Source organism: Paenibacillus taichungensis (assembly GCF_050994985.1).
Classification (GTDB): domain Bacteria; phylum Bacillota; class Bacilli; order Paenibacillales; family Paenibacillaceae; genus Paenibacillus; species Paenibacillus taichungensis.
Map to the genome: position 1 here is coordinate 335,604 of NZ_CP194720.1, position 16,280 is coordinate 351,883.

The window sequence follows — 16,280 nt, forward strand, 5'->3', positions numbered from 1 at the left end:
ATTCAATTGTTCATTCTATATTGAAACTATTAAGGGGGCTTGAAGCCATGGAATCCTTGGGAGGACTGCTTCAGCAGCTGAATCCTTCCTTTCGTGAACAGTCGCGGCGGATTGCGGCGGAATTGATGGAAGATCCGTACGTACGCGAATTCCGCGCAGGTCATCCTGAACTGAAAGATGCACAGCTTATTACCGATCTGAGCAAGCTGTATCAGTATGCCAAAGATTCGAAGAACTGTGCGAACTGTCCGGGGCTCGACAACTGTCCTAACGATTTCCAGGGTCACTTTTGCAAACTGGAAGTAGAGCATTTTAACGGTAAACCCGAAATTATAGATAAAAAAGCACCTTGTTCCAAACATATCGCCCGGCAGAATGAGCATGTTATCAAGCAAAGAATCCGCAGCTTCTATGTGGACGAGCGTGCGCTCAATGCAGGATATAACGATGTGGAAATTATGGGCAAGGATCGGATGCGTGCTCCGGCGGTGAACCAGGTTCTGCGTTATATTAACGACACCAAGGAGAATGGATTGTCTCCGCAAGGACTGTTTTTGGAAGGATCATTTGGAACGGGCAAGACGTTTCTGATGTGTTATCTGCTGCATGAACTCGCGGTTGTGGGCCACACAGGTGTTATTATCTACATGCCTGATTTTGTGGAGGATCTGAAATCCATGATCAGTGAAGGAAACAAGCTGAAGGAAACGACGGATATTTTGAAAAGCTGTGATCTGCTCATCTTTGATGATATTGGGGCAGAAAATCTGAACCCATGGGTTCGGGATCATGTGATGGGTTCCATTCTGAACTACCGTATGAATCGCAAACCTACATTTTACACGTCCAACTACAACTTGGATGGGCTGGAGAAACATCTTAGCTTCACCAGTAGGGACGGCGAGGAAATGAACAAAGGCCAACGTTTGATGGACCGGATTCGTCCGTTTGTTGATGTCATCTCGGTTCGGGGTGAGAATCAGCGGGGCAAACGTTAATTTCTAATTATGTTACCGATCTGATCTATTTTTTACTCCTATAGTCCCAAAAAAAGCCTGGCTTTCGCATTGTCGCGAAAACCGGGCTTTTCTGGCCTGCGTGCAGCCTGAAGATCCTATTCGGTGATAAATTTGAAAATCACCATTCCGAAAAAGATAACCGTCATCAGGCCGGCCATGCCAGCAACACCCGCAATCAGATCAAACAGATCGTTACGGGGTTCCTCGTTCACATGTTCACGCGGGTCGTTGATCCGCACATTTGCATCCATGGTATTGCCTCCTTATGGGGATAACAGCTTGCCCTTACAGGTAGCTGAAGCCCGGAGTAATTTTAGTATACTTGGAAAAGAAAGCGTTTGTAAAGATTTTGCAGCGAACCTGCAAGTTCTTCAATTGTGAAGATTTGATGTTGGGAAGATGAACATTGATGCGATCATTTCACAACATTAGAGTACCTGTGTTATACTGGAAGTGTCGTTCACGACGTTACAGGTTAAAATAAACCGTAAGTATATATAAGGAGGACAATTTCATGGCTATTGTTAACGTATCCGATCAATCCTTCAACGCTGAAGTCGAAGGCGAAGGAACGGTTCTTGTTGATTTCTGGGCGCCTTGGTGCGGTCCTTGTAAAATGCTCGCTCCAATCCTGGAAGAGCTGTCCACCGAAGTTGGCGATGCAGTGAAAATTGCTAAAGTCAATGTGGACGAAAATCCGGAATCCGCTTCCCGCTTCGGCGTAATGAGCATTCCAACATTGATCTTCTTCAAAGATGGTCAACCGGTTGATAAAGTGGTTGGTCTGAACTCGAAAGATGCTCTCAAAGGAATTATCGAAAAACACCAATAATTAACCAAGATTTCACATACGCCTCCGGTTATGCGCCGGGGGCGTTTTGCGTCGAATACTTTCATATAGGACAATATAAGATATACTATTTATTATAAGGTGAACTGAAATTTACATGAACAACGGAGAGGGCAGAAATGACCTGTAGAAACGAAGTGGTCGCCTAAAAGCTTTCTGAAAGAAAGCTACTTCGGAAGCATGCGCTATCCCCGGATTTATACGTTATAAGAAAAGAATCAAAGAAATCTGGGGGTAACAGCGATCGAAAGGTCATTCTGTCATCGGAGTGCCTCATGTAAGGTGAAGCTATCAGCTTTCTCAGTAATCGGGAAGGAGGACCCACCGAATTATGGATGAATTCATTACAAACGTGCAGGAACAGGAGAAGGCTCTGGAGCAGATCCGCCACAAGCTGGCTTTGCTGCCTGACATGTCCGGCTGTTACCTGATGAAAAACAGTGAAGGTACCATTATCTATGTAGGTAAAGCCAAAGTGCTGAAGAATCGCGTAAGATCATATTTTATCGGCAGTCATAATGGGAAGACACAGCGCCTGGTGTCCGAAATCCGTGATTTTGAATATATCGTTACCGGCAGCAATATGGAAGCACTCATTCTGGAGTGTAACCTGATTAAGAAACATATGCCGCGGTATAACGTGTTGCTCAAGGATGATAAGACATTTCCTTACCTTAAAATTACGAATGAAAAGCATCCCCGACTCGAAGTGACCCGGCGGGTGCTCAAAGATAAAGCCAAATACTTCGGACCTTATCCGAATTCATATGCGGCACACCAAACGAAAAAGCTGCTTGATCGGATGTATCCGTTACGCAAATGCGGCGTGATGCCGAAGGAAGTATGCCTGTATTATCATATGGGACAGTGCCTCGCTCCCTGTGTGCAAGAAGTGGGCAAAGAGCAGTATGATGAGATCTCCCAGGAGATCAGTTCATTTTTGAGTGGAGGGCATGAGGAGATCAAAAAGGATTTACAGCGCAAAATGCAGGAAGCAGCTGAGGATCTGTATTTTGAACGAGCCAAGGAACTTCGGGATCAGGTCATTGCCATTGATGCGATGATGGAAAAACAGAAAATTACGATGGCGGACGCCAGAGACCGCGATGTGTTTGGTTTTGCCATTGATAAAGGCTGGATGTGTGTCCAGATTCTATATATGCGTCAGGGGAAAATGATCGAACGACACGTATCAACGTTCCCGTTTTACGGTGAGGCATACAGTGACTTTATGTCTTACGTGACCCAGTATTACAGTGATAATCCAGCGTTGCCACAGGAAATCTTACTGCCGGAAATGCCAAAAGATCTAGCAGCGGGTGACGGTGGTGCGGATGATATATCCGATGCTGATGGAGCGGTACCTGCGGCGGTGACAATCGAGCCAGAAGAGACAACACGATTGGCGCAAGATTCTGCGGTTGAGCTACGTGTTGCCGAGTCCCGTGCATCTTATGGTGATATCCAACCCGAAGCAGAAGTGGAAGAAGCTGCGATGGTTAACCAAGACGACGTTGTTGCTCAGGAAGATGTATCGGCTGATAAACAGCCTCCAGGCTTCGAAGATCCTTCTCAGGTCGCAGCAGCATTGCAGGAATGGCTGGAAATTAAAGTCCACATTCCGCAGCGTGGATTGAAACGCCAGATGATCACCATGGCCGTGGATAACGCACGTGTGGCCCTGGAAGAGAAGTTCCGCCTGATTGAGCGGAATGAAGAACGGACATCCAAAGCTGCTGAAGGACTGGGACGTTTTATTGGACTGGATCAGCTTCACCGTATTGAAGCGTTTGATAACTCGAACATCCAGGGTACGAACCCGGTATCCGCCATGATTGTATTTACCGATGGTAAACCGGATAAGAAGGAATATCGGAAGTACAAGGTCCGTTCGGTTGAAGGACCGGATGATTATGAAACGATGCGAGAAGTTATCCGTCGCCGTTACGAGCGGGTATTGAAGGAAAATCTGACCCAGCCTGACCTGATTGTGGTCGATGGTGGTAAAGGACAGATCTCGGCTGCGGTCGATATTTTGGAGAATGAATTGGGGCTGTTTATTCCGGTATGTGGCCTGGTAAAGGATGCGAAGCACAAGACCTCACAATTGATGATCGGCAACCCGCCGGAAGTCATCTCCTTGCCGCGTGACAGTCAGGAGTTCTACCTGTTGCAGCGGATTCAAGAAGAGGTCCACCGTTTTGCGATTTCGTTCCACCGCGAGCAGCGTGGCAAATCGATGGTGACTTCCCGTCTGGACGCCATTCCGGGTATCGGCGAAAAGCGGCGCAAGCTGCTGCTGAAGCATTTTGGTTCTTTACGCAAAATAAAAGAGGCCAGCGTCGAAGACTTCCGGCCTCTATCTATTGGTGACAAGCTTGCGAATCAGATTATTGCAGCACTTCGTGATGAGGAGTCGTGACATACGGCTTCTCTTTTTGTTTTGGATTCATCTTATAGATGACATAACCAACGATGGCCGGAAGCACAATCCAGAAGAGTCCTGCGGAAATGTTCAGTGCATCACCCATGAAGATCAGGCTTAGCCCCATCAACAGGCTGTCAAAGATAACATGTGCGAATACAACGGCGATGAAGCCGTGGCGCAGCATGATCAGACTGAACAAGAGTCCGATAACAGTAAGCTCAATTGGACGTGTGATGACCGGATAGATTGGGTACAGGGTGTGTCCCAGAGCCCAAATTAATGTCGGGATAAGGCAAGCAATGAACGTATTGCGTACAACCTTCTGCATCATGCGAATTCCGAACAGACGATAGACCGTTTCCTCACCGATCCCGGCCATCCAGGCCATAATCGGGAAAATCCAGGCATAACTCATGTTGTATGTGGACTGGTCAGCCGATGTGGTTGACCAGCTTCCAATACTGCGCTCCAGAATAAAGAACAGTACGGATTGCACACCCAGCAGAATCAACGCCCATAAGTATCCTGTATACATACTGTGCAGGACATATTTGCCGTATCCGGGTTCTTTGGCTCGAGGCCAAGGATTCAGACCGATTTTGCGCCACATGCCGTCACCGGCAACGAGCGACAGATAGATGGTTGCACTCATGACTAGCGTAATCCCAGCTTGCATCACCATCAGGAAGGTCAGCATAAAGTTAGACAGCCCCTGCGCCTGAAAGAGCGGAATCATGTTCAGTGTGCCAATTACGGAAGCTGCAAAGTATACCAGAGACAGAACGATTCCGCGTTTGAATGACGTGTGTGCTCTCGTCAGAATACTGTAGATGATCGCGAGCACGCCAAGCACAAAGGTCAGGAAAGCATAACCGCCATAAGTCATCCAGTTGGCTTGCCGGGTCTGATTTTGTACATAGTCGGTATGGGAGGTAGGAACCGAGAAGACCGATTCGAAGGAGCGAACGGCTCCGTTTTCAAACGTAAAATTCAGTTCCAGCTTGGAATCTCCAATTTGCTTTTCGTTATCCGTGTATTGCAGCCCCGCTTCTTCTTCACGGGTGTCCAGTTGAAGTTTCGGTACATTATACCCGAATTCGCCAAGTACGCCAGCGGCAAGCTGCTCTTTTTCCTTTAGGGAAAGGTTATCTTCAGCTAAACGTTGGGCAGCATTTACTTTGCTTTTGTCCTGCTCAGCCTCAATGGATGCATACAGGGAAGACGGCAGTTCGCGCTTGAAACCGACAACTGTTCCTGTTCTCATATGTACGTCAACATTCAAATAACCGCCTTTGTCCTGATCGGGCAAACGAACGCGGTACACATCGTAAGGATAGGTAGTTTCCCATTTCTTGTTATAGGTTTCTAACTGTTTGGTTTTGGCCATATACCCATAGATGTCGGAATGGGTTTGGTACGTCACAAGCTCGTTTCCGGTATTTGACGGAAGGGTATAATCAGGTAGAGAAGCTGCAAAAGATCGTGCCGACTCCGCCGCTTTCTCCTTGCTTATGAAGGACGTAGACTGGATATCAGTCGTTTGCGATGAGGTGGCAGGAAAGATTTGAAAAACGAAAAACAGAATCAGGCCAATCGCCGCAAGCAACCCTAAACGCTTGAAGTTAGCTTTGAGTACCAAAGGCTGCCCTAAGGGATTCATTTAATATTGTTCCTCCTTTATTAATATGGATATTAAAGTAAAGATAGCACAGCCCAAGCCCCGAATGCCAATGACGAAACGAGAAGTGGTGCAAATGCATGAAAACGAATGAAAATGATCGAAACAATCTGATCTATCCATCGCCATATCTGAGTTTTTCCCTTTTTGACGGAATTCGATGCTATTTACACAAAAATCGTTTTGTATACAAACGTCGCAGCGCTTATAATTTTGAATCAAATGTCCAATATTCCGCATGTCTTTAGGCTAACAAGGGAACGAATAGAATGTATAAAAGGCATTCCAACCTAATGTATATGTGTTACAGCGAAAATCATACATGTTTACACTCCGAAATGAGGCTTTCCAAGTGCTTGGCTATTCCGTCAAGTCATGTGGAAAAGCGCTTCGGAGAAAGGCTCCACATCGTGGAGTCATTTTCTTTTTGGCAGAGGTGGATGATACTCAAGTGAAAATGAATGTTCAATGGATGCGTCTATCGCCACCCCGAATTCTGGTCCTAGGGTTCGCGGGTATTATATTGCTCGGGACACTTCTGTTGATGCTCCCGGCATCCAGTCGAAGCGGGGTCAGCCTTCCTTTTATTGACGCACTCTTCACTGCGACTTCCGCAGTCTGCGTAACAGGGCTGGTTGTGGTGGATACGGGTACTCATTTTTCGACGTTGGGTCAGATCATAATTGCAATCCTGATTCAAATTGGCGGCCTTGGCTTTATGACGATGTCGACACTGGTGGCGATTGCATTCAAACGGCGGATCTCTCTGCGTGAGCGGTTGATTTTGCAGGAAGCGATGAATCAGAGCACGATGGAGGGGATTGTCCGCCTTATTCGGAAAGTTGTGATCTACTCGCTCATATTGGAAGGCATATGTGGCACGTTGTTCGCCATTCGGTGGTCGTTTGATATGCCAATGGGGCAGGCCATCTATTATGGATATTGGCATGCCATCTCCATGTTCAACAATGCCGGGTTTGATATGTTCGGAGATTTCCGCAGCTTAACCGGGTATGTGTATGATCCGCTCGTGAATTTTACAGCCATGTTCCTTATTATTGCAGGAGGAATTGGTTTTGTCGTTTTGTCTGATCTGGTGGAGTATCGGAGGACGAAGAAGCTGTCGCTGCATTCCAAAGTGGTATTGCTGACAACAGGATTGTTAATCATATTTGGAGCTTTGGTTATATTTGTATTTGAATTCAGCAATCCCCGGACATTGGGTGGCCTGAACTGGGGTGGTAAAATTCTCGGTTCGTTCTTCCAGTCGGTTTCCCCAAGAACAGCAGGGGCGAATACGGTAGACATTGCTGGTCTGAGACAGGCAACGCAATTTTTCATCATTATATTAATGTTTATTGGTGCTTCCCCCGGTTCTACCGGAGGCGGTATTAAAACAACCACATTTATGATTATGGCCGGAGCTGTCTATGCCATGATGCGAGGACGGGAAGATATCGTCTTTTTCAGATATCGGCTCCTACAGGAACGCATTTTCAAAGCACTGACGATTACACTGCTTGCACTGTTGCTCATTATTGCCGTTACGATGGTGCTTAGTACGACGGAAGACAGCAGTTTTTTAATGATATTATTTGAGACAACATCCGCCTTCGGTACTGTAGGTTTATCTATGGGGCTTACACTGAAGCTGACCACGATCGGCAAGCTTTTGATCTGTTTCACGATGTTTGCAGGACGTCTTGGACCAATTACGCTCGCGTATGCACTCGGACAGAAAAAGGGTAAAGAGTTGTACAGGTATCCGGAAGGCAAAATGATTATTGGATAAGGGGTTCGTGAAGAACAATGAAAACACAGCAGTTTGCGGTAATTGGGCTTGGGCGCTTTGGCTCCAGTCTGGCACAGGAATTAATGGAGCTTGGTTATGAAGTGCTGGGTATCGATAAAAATGAAGAAGTCGTCGAAGACATGAGTGAATTGGTCACCCATGCCGTCGTCGCGGATTCAACGGATGAGGAAGTGCTGCGCTCCCTGGGCATCCGTAATTTTGACTGCTGTATCGTTGCCATCGGGGCTGATATCCAGACCAGTATTCTCACTGCTATTTTACTGAAGGAACTCGGCGTAAAAACAGTTGTGGCCAAAGCCATTTCAGTTCTTCATGGACGGGCACTGGACAAGCTGGGGATCGATCGTGTTGTTTATCCTGAGCGTGATATGGGAATCCGGGTTGCCCATCAGCTTGTCACCCCAAATCTGCTGGATTATATCGAATTGTCCGATGATTACAGTATTGTGGAGTTGAAGGTTCCGGCCTGTTTGCATAATAAAACGCTGTCCACTCTGAATGCTCGAGTACGCTTTGGTTGCAGCATTGTAGCGTTGCAAAAGGAAGCCGGGGTCATCATTGCCCCGACTGCACTGGACTCGCTTCAGATGGGTGATATCATGGTAATTATCGGCATGAATGACGACATTGACCGTTTTGAGGAAGAAGTGATCAGCCAAGAGAGCTAGAGCTGAGTCTATTAAATGAAAGCAGAGCGTTGAGCTCGGCTGATTGATATGAATGCTAAGGCGTCGTAGTCCTCCGTGAGGGCAGCGGCGCCTTTGCTGTAAAGAGCGCAGCCGTTTCTCTGACCCACTGTCTGGAGGTTTGGCTGAGGTCTTCCTTTTCCCCATAGATCATGCAGGTTGTTCGCCGGGTCTGTTGCAATTGCGGCAGATATACCGAGACGAGATCATTGTCCGCAAGCAACTGAGGGCGGAGATATGACTTGGGCAAAAGGGCTGCAGCTTTGCAGGTAGGCAGAAGACGGATAATCGCTTCAAAGGAATCAATCTCCATGCGAATATCCGGCATCACGGCGCAGCGCTGGAACAGGTCGTCGGTTAATTTGCGATACCAGGTTCCTTTGGAGAACGTAATCATCGGCAGATCTTGCAAATGTTCCATTCCGGCTTCTTTACCCGATAAAGGATGCGTTAAGGGCACAACCAGCTCCAGATGATCATCAAAAAGTGGCACACAGTTTAGCCCGGCTTCACTTATAGAAGAGGCAACGATGCCTACATCGGCTTTTTTATCCCGCACAAAAGAGACAATTTCATGCGTTTTCCCTGTCACCAGCTTGATTTCCGCATTCGGATGTTTCTGCATAAAGGCATTTACCAGCGGTGGCAATGTGGTTTGAAGCGTTGTCAGACTGGCTCCAAGCGTAATGGAGCTTTGTTCTTCGTCCTTGTACTGGGCCAGCATGGTCAGAAATTTTTGTTGCTGCTGTTTCTGCTCTACCGCGAAAGTATAGGCGAACTGGCCTACGCTGGTTAATTCAAGTCGTTTACCACGGCGATGAAAGAGCGCTACGCCGAGTTCATCCTCCAATTTGGAGATTTTGCGAGACAGCGCGGGCTGTGAAAGATTCAGCAATTTCGATGCACGGTTCAGACTGGACTGCTCTACAACCGCCGCAAAAGCGTTTAATTCCTCGAACATGAGCACTAACCTCTTTTCTAATGAACGTATGAATGTACTTTGCGTGAGGCATCTCCTTGTCAAATATTTCTTCATGTTGTATGGCCTACACGACCGATGTTTATAACTTATACCTATAGGTTATAACATTTAATAATTATATTGCAATTCCCTTATAAGAAAAAAAGGAGTAACATGAATCGTGACACAAGTTGTTCACACCTGAAGAAAACGGAACAATTTGTCGAACCTTTCCTTGGGAAAGGTTTGTGTCATGATAAGCGAATTTTATTTATGAAAACGTTGTATTTAGCGAAAGGGGATCGACATTTTATGAAAGGGTTTTACTCCAGAAAGCTGCACTCCTTGCTTGGCGTCATTCCGCTCAGTCTGTTTTTCATTGAGCATATGGTGACGAACTTCTCGGCAGTTGAAGGCGGCAAAGAAGGCTTTAACGATGCAGTTGCATTTCTGAATGGCCTGCCGCTCGTAATTGTACTTGAAACGCTTCTCATCTGGTTGCCGCTGTTCTATCACGGTGTATATGGTTTGTACATTGCCTATCAGGCCAAGCCTAACGTGGGACGTTTTGGCAATGAGCGCAACTGGCGCTATACGTTGCAGCGCGTCAGCGGTGTCATTACGTTTGTGTTCGTCATCTGGCATATTTGGGAGACTCGTTTCCAGGTTGCGCTGGGGAATGTCACACACGAAGAGCTTGGCGGTGTCATACACGGCATCGTGATGAACCCGGTAACGTTTATTTTATATCTGATCAGTGTGGTTGCGGCATCCTATCACTTTGCCAACGGTTTGTGGTCGTTCCTGGTTAGCTGGGGAATTACCGTCGGTCCGCGTGCGCAGCGTGTATCTTCCTACATCTGCATGAGCTTGTTTGCTATTGTAGCTCTCATGTTTATTGCATCGCTGCTTGCTTTCCGGAGCATGGATTTCCAGGTAGCCACTTCTATGATTGACGCAGTTAAGACAGTTCTGATTTAAGCATTTGGACTTTAAATGCTGACTTATAAGGGAGTGAACAGCAATGGCATCATCTAATGTAATTATTGTGGGCGGAGGTCTCGCGGGATTGATGGCGGCGATCAAATCGGCTGAAGCCGGAGTCCATGTTCATTTATTTTCACTGGTTCCCGTCAAAAGATCCCACTCCGTATGTGCCCAAGGCGGTATCAACGGTGCGGTAAATACCAAGGGTGAGGGCGACTCTCCATGGGTACACTTTGACGATACAGTATACGGCGGTGACTTTTTGGCGAATCAGCCTCCAGTCAAAGCGATGTGTGAAGCAGCACCAGGCATCATTCACCTGATGGACCGGATGGGCGTAATGTTCAACCGTACACCGGAAGGTTTGCTCGATTTCCGTCGTTTCGGTGGAACGAAGCATCACCGTACGGCGTTTGCTGGTGCAACGACTGGACAACAATTGCTCTACGCGTTGGATGAGCAAGTACGTCGTTGGGAAGCAGCGGGTCTCGTTACGAAGTATGAGAACTGGGAGTTCCTGCAAGCTGTTGTGGATGACGAAGGCACCTGCCGCGGGATTGTAGCCCAGGATTTGAAAACGATGAAGGTACAAACGTTCCCGGCAGAAGCAGTTATTCTGGCGAGCGGCGGTCCTGGTATTATTTTCGGTAAAACAACCAACTCAGTTATCAATACAGGAACTGCCGCAAGTGCGGTGTATCAGCAAGGTGTAAATTACGCGAACGGTGAGTTCATTCAGATTCACCCGACTGCTATTCCGGGCGATGACAAACTGCGTCTGATGTCCGAATCGGCTCGTGGTGAAGGTGGACGGATCTGGACGTACAAAGACGGTAAGCCTTGGTACTTCCTCGAAGAAAAATATCCGTCATACGGTAACCTTGTTCCGCGTGATATCGCGACGCGTGAAATTTTCAGTGTCTGCGTGGATATGGGCCTCGGCGTGAACGGCGAGAACATGGTATATCTCGACTTGTCACACAAAGATCCGAAGGAGCTGGATGTGAAGCTCGGCGGAATCATTGAGATCTACGAGAAGTTCATGGGTGATGACCCGCGTAAAATCCCAATGAAAATTTTCCCGGCAGTCCATTATTCCATGGGCGGCATGTGGGTAGATTATAACCAAATGACCAACATTCCAGGACTGTTCGCAGCTGGTGAATGTGAATACCAATATCATGGTGCGAACCGTCTGGGTGCCAATTCCCTGGTATCGGCAATCTACGGTGGGATGGTGGCTGGACCGAAAGCAGTTGAATATATCAAAGGACTCAAAAAATCGTCCGCAGATATCAGTTCTTCCGTATTCGATGGTTATACCAAGCGCCAAACCGATAAATACGAAGGCATCCTAAATATGCAGGGCAATGAAAATGCATATGTCATTCATAAAGAGCTTGGCGAGTGGATGACAGCGAATATGACGGTGGTACGTTACAACGATAAGCTGGAAGCGACTATCGGCAAAATCAAGGAATTGAAAGAGCGTTACGGTAAAATCAACATGTACGACACTTCCGGTTGGAACAACCCGGGTGCAGCATTTACCCGTCAGCTGTGGAACATGCTTGAACTTGCAGAAGCGATGACTTTGGGCGCACTGCTGCGTAACGAAAGCCGTGGAGCGCATTACAAACCGGACTTCACCGAACGGAATGACGAAGAATTCCTGAAAACAACGATCGCAAGCTGGTCGAAGGAAGGTCCGAAAATTTCGTACGAGCCTGTAGATGTTTCCCTGATCCCACCACGGATCCGGGACTACTCGAAAGATTAAGTAAAGTGAAATTTCGGTCTATTAATAAAGTTAATGACTTAGCAACATAACGGAAAAGCAGTAGACACATAGAGGCAAAGCGTACGCGGAGCTTCTCAATGTTACTGCCACCAGAATGAATGGAGTGCAGTTTCCAACAAAGTGACCCTGCGTGCACGACGTAGCGGAGGAAGCGGAAATGCCCAGAAGAAGCGAAGCGCTCGCCTTTACTGCATAACACCAAGAGGATTTTATTTTATATTTACATGATCTAAAAGTTAACACCTGAACGGAGAAGGCAGAAGATTACTGAAGAAGCGAAGCGTTCGCCTTTATTCCCGGATTTCCACCCTATAAGGTGGATCAAAGAAATCTGGGGATAACAGCGATCGGAAGGATCTTCTGCCAGCGGAGTGAACATTTGTGAACATTGTGGTCTTGTAACGATAGCAATTAATCATCGTCACCAAAGGAGGGGACAACGATATGACGGACACAGCTACAGCAAAAAAAACCGTCAAGTTTATCATCACCCGTCAGGACAGTCCGGAGTCATCTTCGTACAACGAAGAATTTGAGCTTCCGTACCGTCCCGGCATGAACGTTATTAGCGCCCTGATGGAGATCCAGCGGAACCCGGTTAATACAGAAGGCAAGTCCATTGCCCCGGTTTGCTGGGAATCGAACTGTCTCGAAGAAGTCTGTGGAGCATGCTCCATGGTCATCAACGGCAAGCCGCGTCAAGCGTGTGCTGCCCTGATCGACAAGCTCGAACAGCCGGTTCGCATCGAACCGATGAAAACCTTCCCGGTGGTTCGTGACCTCGTCATCGACCGTACTCGGATGTTTAACGCCCTGAAACGGGTTAAAGCGTGGATTCCGATTGATGGAACCTATGACCTCGGTCCAGGTCCGCGGATGCCTGAGAAGAAACGTCAGTGGGCTTACGAGCTGTCCAAATGTATGACATGTGGTGTATGCCTCGAAGCTTGCCCGAACGTGAATGAGAAAACAGACTTTATCGGTCCGGCAGCTCTTTCTCAAGTACGTCTGTTCAATGCTCACCCAACAGGGGAGATGAACGCTGAAGACCGCTTGGAAGCACTTATGGAAGACGGAGGTATTGAAGGCTGTGGTAACTCGCAGAACTGCGTACGCTCTTGTCCAAAAGGTATTCCGTTGACTACCTCCATTGCCGAAATGAACAAACAAACAACCAAACACATGTTCAAACGCTGGTTGGGTGTGTAATCTAGTCATATCAAATGCAGAACTTCGGATCTGCACCATTAGAAGAAGTCGTGATCCTTGGCATATATAGCCTAAGATCCCGGCTTCTTTTTCTGTACTCGCAAAGGAACCGGGCTAGTCATGCAGAATATGGTATACTAAGGGGATGGATTTGGAGCGGAAGAAGGAGGGGGACGCATGGGAGAAACACCGCGTGAGGGCAGCAAGATCTCGCCGCCCCGGCGCTCGAAGTATGGATCTGATTCGGAGGACTCCATTTTTCCCGGAGAGGAAAAGGATCATGATCCCTCCCGGCGCAGTTTTTTGATGCGCATGATCTTAATGACGGCGAGTGCCAGTTTGCTCACAGGAGGATATGCCTGGTTGTGGGAGCCTCGTCATCTGGAGATCAAGCATGTTGAATTGAAACTGCCCAAGCTTCCAAAAGCATTCGAGGGACTGCGTGTGATTCAGTTCAGTGATGCTCATCTTGGATTCCATACGGGGCTGAAACAAATGGAGAAGCTGGCTGAAACGATACGGGAACAACAGCCTGATCTGATTTGTTTTACCGGAGATATGGTTGAACGAGAGGCAGAACCGATGCGTGAATGTATTCCTGCACTGGCTTCAATGCAAGCGAAGTATGGCAAATATGCCGTATTGGGGAACCATGATTACCGAGGCCATCAGCAGCATGAAGTGGAGCTGATGTTTAAAGAGGCCGGGTTCACGTTGCTCCGGAATAGCCATGTTTTGATTGAACGAGGGGATTCACGTATTGCGATAGCAGGTTTGGATGACGCGCTTACGGGCAGACCTGATCCTGTTGTAGCAATCAAGGGATTGAGTAGAGAGGTCTGGAAACTGCTGCTTATGCATGAGCCCGATTATGCAGACATTGCAGCACCTTACGGTTTCGGACTACAGCTCTCTGGACACAGTCATGGCGGACAGGTGCGTTTTCCCTGGATTGGGGCACTGACTACACCGAGAGGTTCACTCAAGTATATTCAAGGGTTATATTACGCAGGGGATAAGCATATGCCAGTCTATGTGAACCGTGGCTTTGGCATGACCCAACTGCCGATTCGCTTTTTGTGCAGGCCGGAATTGACGGTTTTTGAATTAAAGGGTTAACAACATAAACAATATAGAGCATAAAGGGAGGTTAGCCGGATGGAACGAATTGCGATTGTATCCGATATTCATGGCAATATGACTGCTTGGGAAGCAGTATTAAAAGATATTCGGAGTCGCGGATTGAAGCGAATCTTTTGTCTTGGCGACCTCGTTGGCAAGGGGCCTGATCCGGTACAGGTAGTTGATCTGGTGAGGGAGACATGTGAGCAAGTTATCCGTGGCAACTGGGATGAGTTGGTTGCGGTTAATCAGGACAATGAGAATTTTACTTGGCAAGCGAAGCGGCTGGGTAAGGAGCGATTGGCATATCTTGAGAGCTTGCCGTTTAGTCACCAATTAGAGCTGAGTGGTCGTACGATCCGCTTGGTGCATGCCTCTCCCCAAAGTGTATATCACCGTGTACAGCCGTGGGATGAGATCGAAAAAAGGTTAGCGATGTTCGATGCTCCGGCAGATGAACCTGAGCTTGGTGTGGCGGATGTTGTAGGATATGGGGATGTGCATAATGCATACTTGCAATTTATGAATGGGAAAATGTTGTTTAATGCGGGCAGTGTGGGTAACCCGCTTGATTTTACCCAGGCTTCTTACTGTATCCTTGAAGGAGAGAACAGCACTGATCGAAACAACCCGTTCAACCTTCAATTTGTAAGGGTTCCTTATGATATTGAGCAGGAAGTACAGATTGCTCAGCAGGCTCAGGTGCCTTCCCTTGATTTTTATATCCGGGAACTTCGTACGGGCGTTTATCGCGGGCTGCAAACGGATTAGTTATGTCAGGAATAATCCGCTGTAATGAATTGGCATACTAATGTTCGGGCTACTGAGCGGAGTACTGTGGAGTATAGTGATGTTTCATTGTTTATCCATGTATTTTATTTGCGCCGGATCATCCTCAGAGCATGCTTGTCTTACCGGACTAGAACCCGTTAGGCAAAAGGAGCGATTGTCATGCTGACCCGAAAAATGCTGGGCCAAGGATTGCCTGCTTTATGGACAGAGCGCCTTGTTCTTCGATCATTACGTCAGAGTGATTACAGCACGTTGTCGGAGCTGTTTTCCGACCCGCAGGTGATTCGTTATGTAAACAGGGGAAGTCAGCCCACGCCAATCCGGGCTCGGCGATTATTGAATCAGATTCGCAGCAGCAGTGCCAAGCTGGATTCACTGCATTACGGCATCTGCTGGAAAGGCAGCGAACAGATCATCGGCATCACTTCATTCCAGCATTGGAACGACCAGAACGGCACCGCACAGATTGGATATATTCTGAACAGGTCATGCTGGGGTAAGGGAGTCGCAACTGAGGCAGTACAGCGTTTGCTGGAATTCGGTTTTGCCGAACTTAATTTGTGCAAAGTAGAAGCGCGCTGTTACGAGGCAAATGTATCATCCGAACGGGTTCTCTGCAAAAGCGGTATGATTTATGAACGGACTCTGCCTTCGTTTGTTTTGAATCATGAGGATGGTGAGACGCCGGATACTCTGCTGGATGTTAAGGTTTATAGTCTGTATCGTGAACAGCATGTCCGTTCTCATTGGGAAAATCGCCTGCAAACGTTGGTATCCGACAAGCACGAGTAACATAGAATAGAAGCATATTGCATAAATCCAAAGAGCGTCTTTCCTTCAGCAAAATATAGATCGTTTTTAATGAAACAGCAGGGGCTTGAAACGAACTTCAATTATTTGTTACACAAATGAAATATAGCTGCAATTGAACTCT

14 protein-coding genes are annotated in these 16,280 nt (G+C 47.4%); 11 read left to right on the forward strand and 3 right to left on the reverse strand.

The window, feature by feature from the left end; all coding sequences use genetic code 11:
• Window positions 1-47: 47 nt before the first annotated feature.
• A complete protein-coding gene (dnaI, locus tag ACR1R9_RS01630) occupies window positions 48-998 on the forward strand; it encodes a primosomal protein DnaI (RefSeq protein WP_053783224.1) in 951 nt (316 codons plus the stop codon).
• 116 nt (window positions 999-1,114) lie between these two features.
• On the opposite strand, the gene ACR1R9_RS01635 is transcribed toward dnaI, so the two are convergent.
• A complete protein-coding gene (locus ACR1R9_RS01635) occupies window positions 1,115-1,270 on the reverse strand; it encodes a YqzM family protein (RefSeq protein ID WP_090810527.1) in 156 nt (51 codons plus the stop codon).
• A 263-nt stretch (window positions 1,271-1,533) separates the two neighbouring features.
• Here ACR1R9_RS01635 and trxA point away from each other — a divergent pair, with 263 nt between their 5' ends.
• Window positions 1,534-1,851, forward strand: a complete 318-nt coding sequence (gene trxA / locus ACR1R9_RS01640; protein ID WP_036605788.1) for a thioredoxin — start codon at window positions 1,534-1,536, stop codon at window positions 1,849-1,851.
• Between the two features lie 349 nt (window positions 1,852-2,200).
• Window positions 2,201-4,291 carry an excinuclease ABC subunit UvrC gene (uvrC, locus tag ACR1R9_RS01645; RefSeq protein ID WP_433921879.1) on the forward strand — a complete coding sequence of 697 codons (2,091 nt, stop codon included), beginning with the start codon at window positions 2,201-2,203 and terminating at the stop codon, window positions 4,289-4,291.
• On the opposite strand, the gene ACR1R9_RS01650 is transcribed toward uvrC, so the two are convergent.
• Complete coding sequence (locus ACR1R9_RS01650) at window positions 4,260-5,957, reverse strand: CPBP family intramembrane glutamic endopeptidase (protein WP_175381141.1); 1,698 nt, start codon at window positions 5,955-5,957, stop codon at window positions 4,260-4,262. The two genes, uvrC and ACR1R9_RS01650, sit on opposite strands and share 32 nt — an antisense overlap.
• A 475-nt stretch (window positions 5,958-6,432) precedes the next feature.
• Between ACR1R9_RS01650 and ACR1R9_RS01655 the strand changes: the two genes are divergently transcribed.
• Together ACR1R9_RS01655 and ACR1R9_RS01660 are read left to right on the forward strand one after the other, a co-directional pair.
• Window positions 6,433-7,767: a TrkH family potassium uptake protein gene (locus ACR1R9_RS01655; protein WP_373561757.1), complete on the forward strand. Its 1,335-nt coding sequence runs from the start codon at window positions 6,433-6,435 to the stop codon at window positions 7,765-7,767.
• A gap of 17 nt (window positions 7,768-7,784) precedes the next feature.
• A complete protein-coding gene (locus ACR1R9_RS01660) occupies window positions 7,785-8,456 on the forward strand; it encodes a potassium channel family protein (protein WP_433921878.1) in 672 nt (223 codons plus the stop codon).
• Window positions 8,457-8,511: 55 nt separating this feature from the next.
• On the opposite strand, the gene ACR1R9_RS01665 is transcribed toward ACR1R9_RS01660, so the two are convergent.
• Window positions 8,512-9,435 carry a LysR family transcriptional regulator gene (locus ACR1R9_RS01665; protein ID WP_433921877.1) on the reverse strand — a complete coding sequence of 308 codons (924 nt, stop codon included), beginning with the start codon at window positions 9,433-9,435 and terminating at the stop codon, window positions 8,512-8,514.
• Window positions 9,436-9,747: 312 nt separating this feature from the next.
• Here ACR1R9_RS01665 and ACR1R9_RS01670 point away from each other — a divergent pair, with 312 nt between their 5' ends.
• The 6 genes from ACR1R9_RS01670 (at window position 9,748) to ACR1R9_RS01695 (ending at window position 16,138) form a co-directional block, all read left to right on the forward strand.
• Window positions 9,748-10,416, forward strand: coding sequence for a succinate dehydrogenase cytochrome b558 subunit (locus ACR1R9_RS01670; protein WP_076290972.1), 669 nt, complete (start codon window positions 9,748-9,750; stop codon window positions 10,414-10,416).
• Between the two features lie 43 nt (window positions 10,417-10,459).
• The gene (gene sdhA / locus ACR1R9_RS01675) at window positions 10,460-12,202 is read left to right on the forward strand and encodes a succinate dehydrogenase flavoprotein subunit (protein WP_076290886.1); all 1,743 of its coding nucleotides are present in this window, start codon (window positions 10,460-10,462) and stop codon (window positions 12,200-12,202) included.
• Between the two features lie 465 nt (window positions 12,203-12,667).
• The gene (gene sdhB, locus ACR1R9_RS01680) at window positions 12,668-13,432 is read left to right on the forward strand and encodes a succinate dehydrogenase iron-sulfur subunit (RefSeq protein ID WP_053783217.1); all 765 of its coding nucleotides are present in this window, start codon (window positions 12,668-12,670) and stop codon (window positions 13,430-13,432) included.
• Between the two features lie 177 nt (window positions 13,433-13,609).
• Window positions 13,610-14,551, forward strand: a complete 942-nt coding sequence (locus ACR1R9_RS01685) for a metallophosphoesterase (RefSeq protein ID WP_433921876.1) — start codon at window positions 13,610-13,612, stop codon at window positions 14,549-14,551.
• A gap of 39 nt (window positions 14,552-14,590) precedes the next feature.
• Entirely contained in the window at window positions 14,591-15,325 is a 735-nt protein-coding gene (locus ACR1R9_RS01690; protein WP_076290884.1) for a metallophosphoesterase family protein, read from the forward strand.
• 180 nt (window positions 15,326-15,505) lie between these two features.
• Window positions 15,506-16,138, forward strand: coding sequence for a GNAT family N-acetyltransferase (locus tag ACR1R9_RS01695; RefSeq protein ID WP_099858056.1), 633 nt, complete (start codon window positions 15,506-15,508; stop codon window positions 16,136-16,138).
• Window positions 16,139-16,280: the final 142 nt, after the last annotated feature.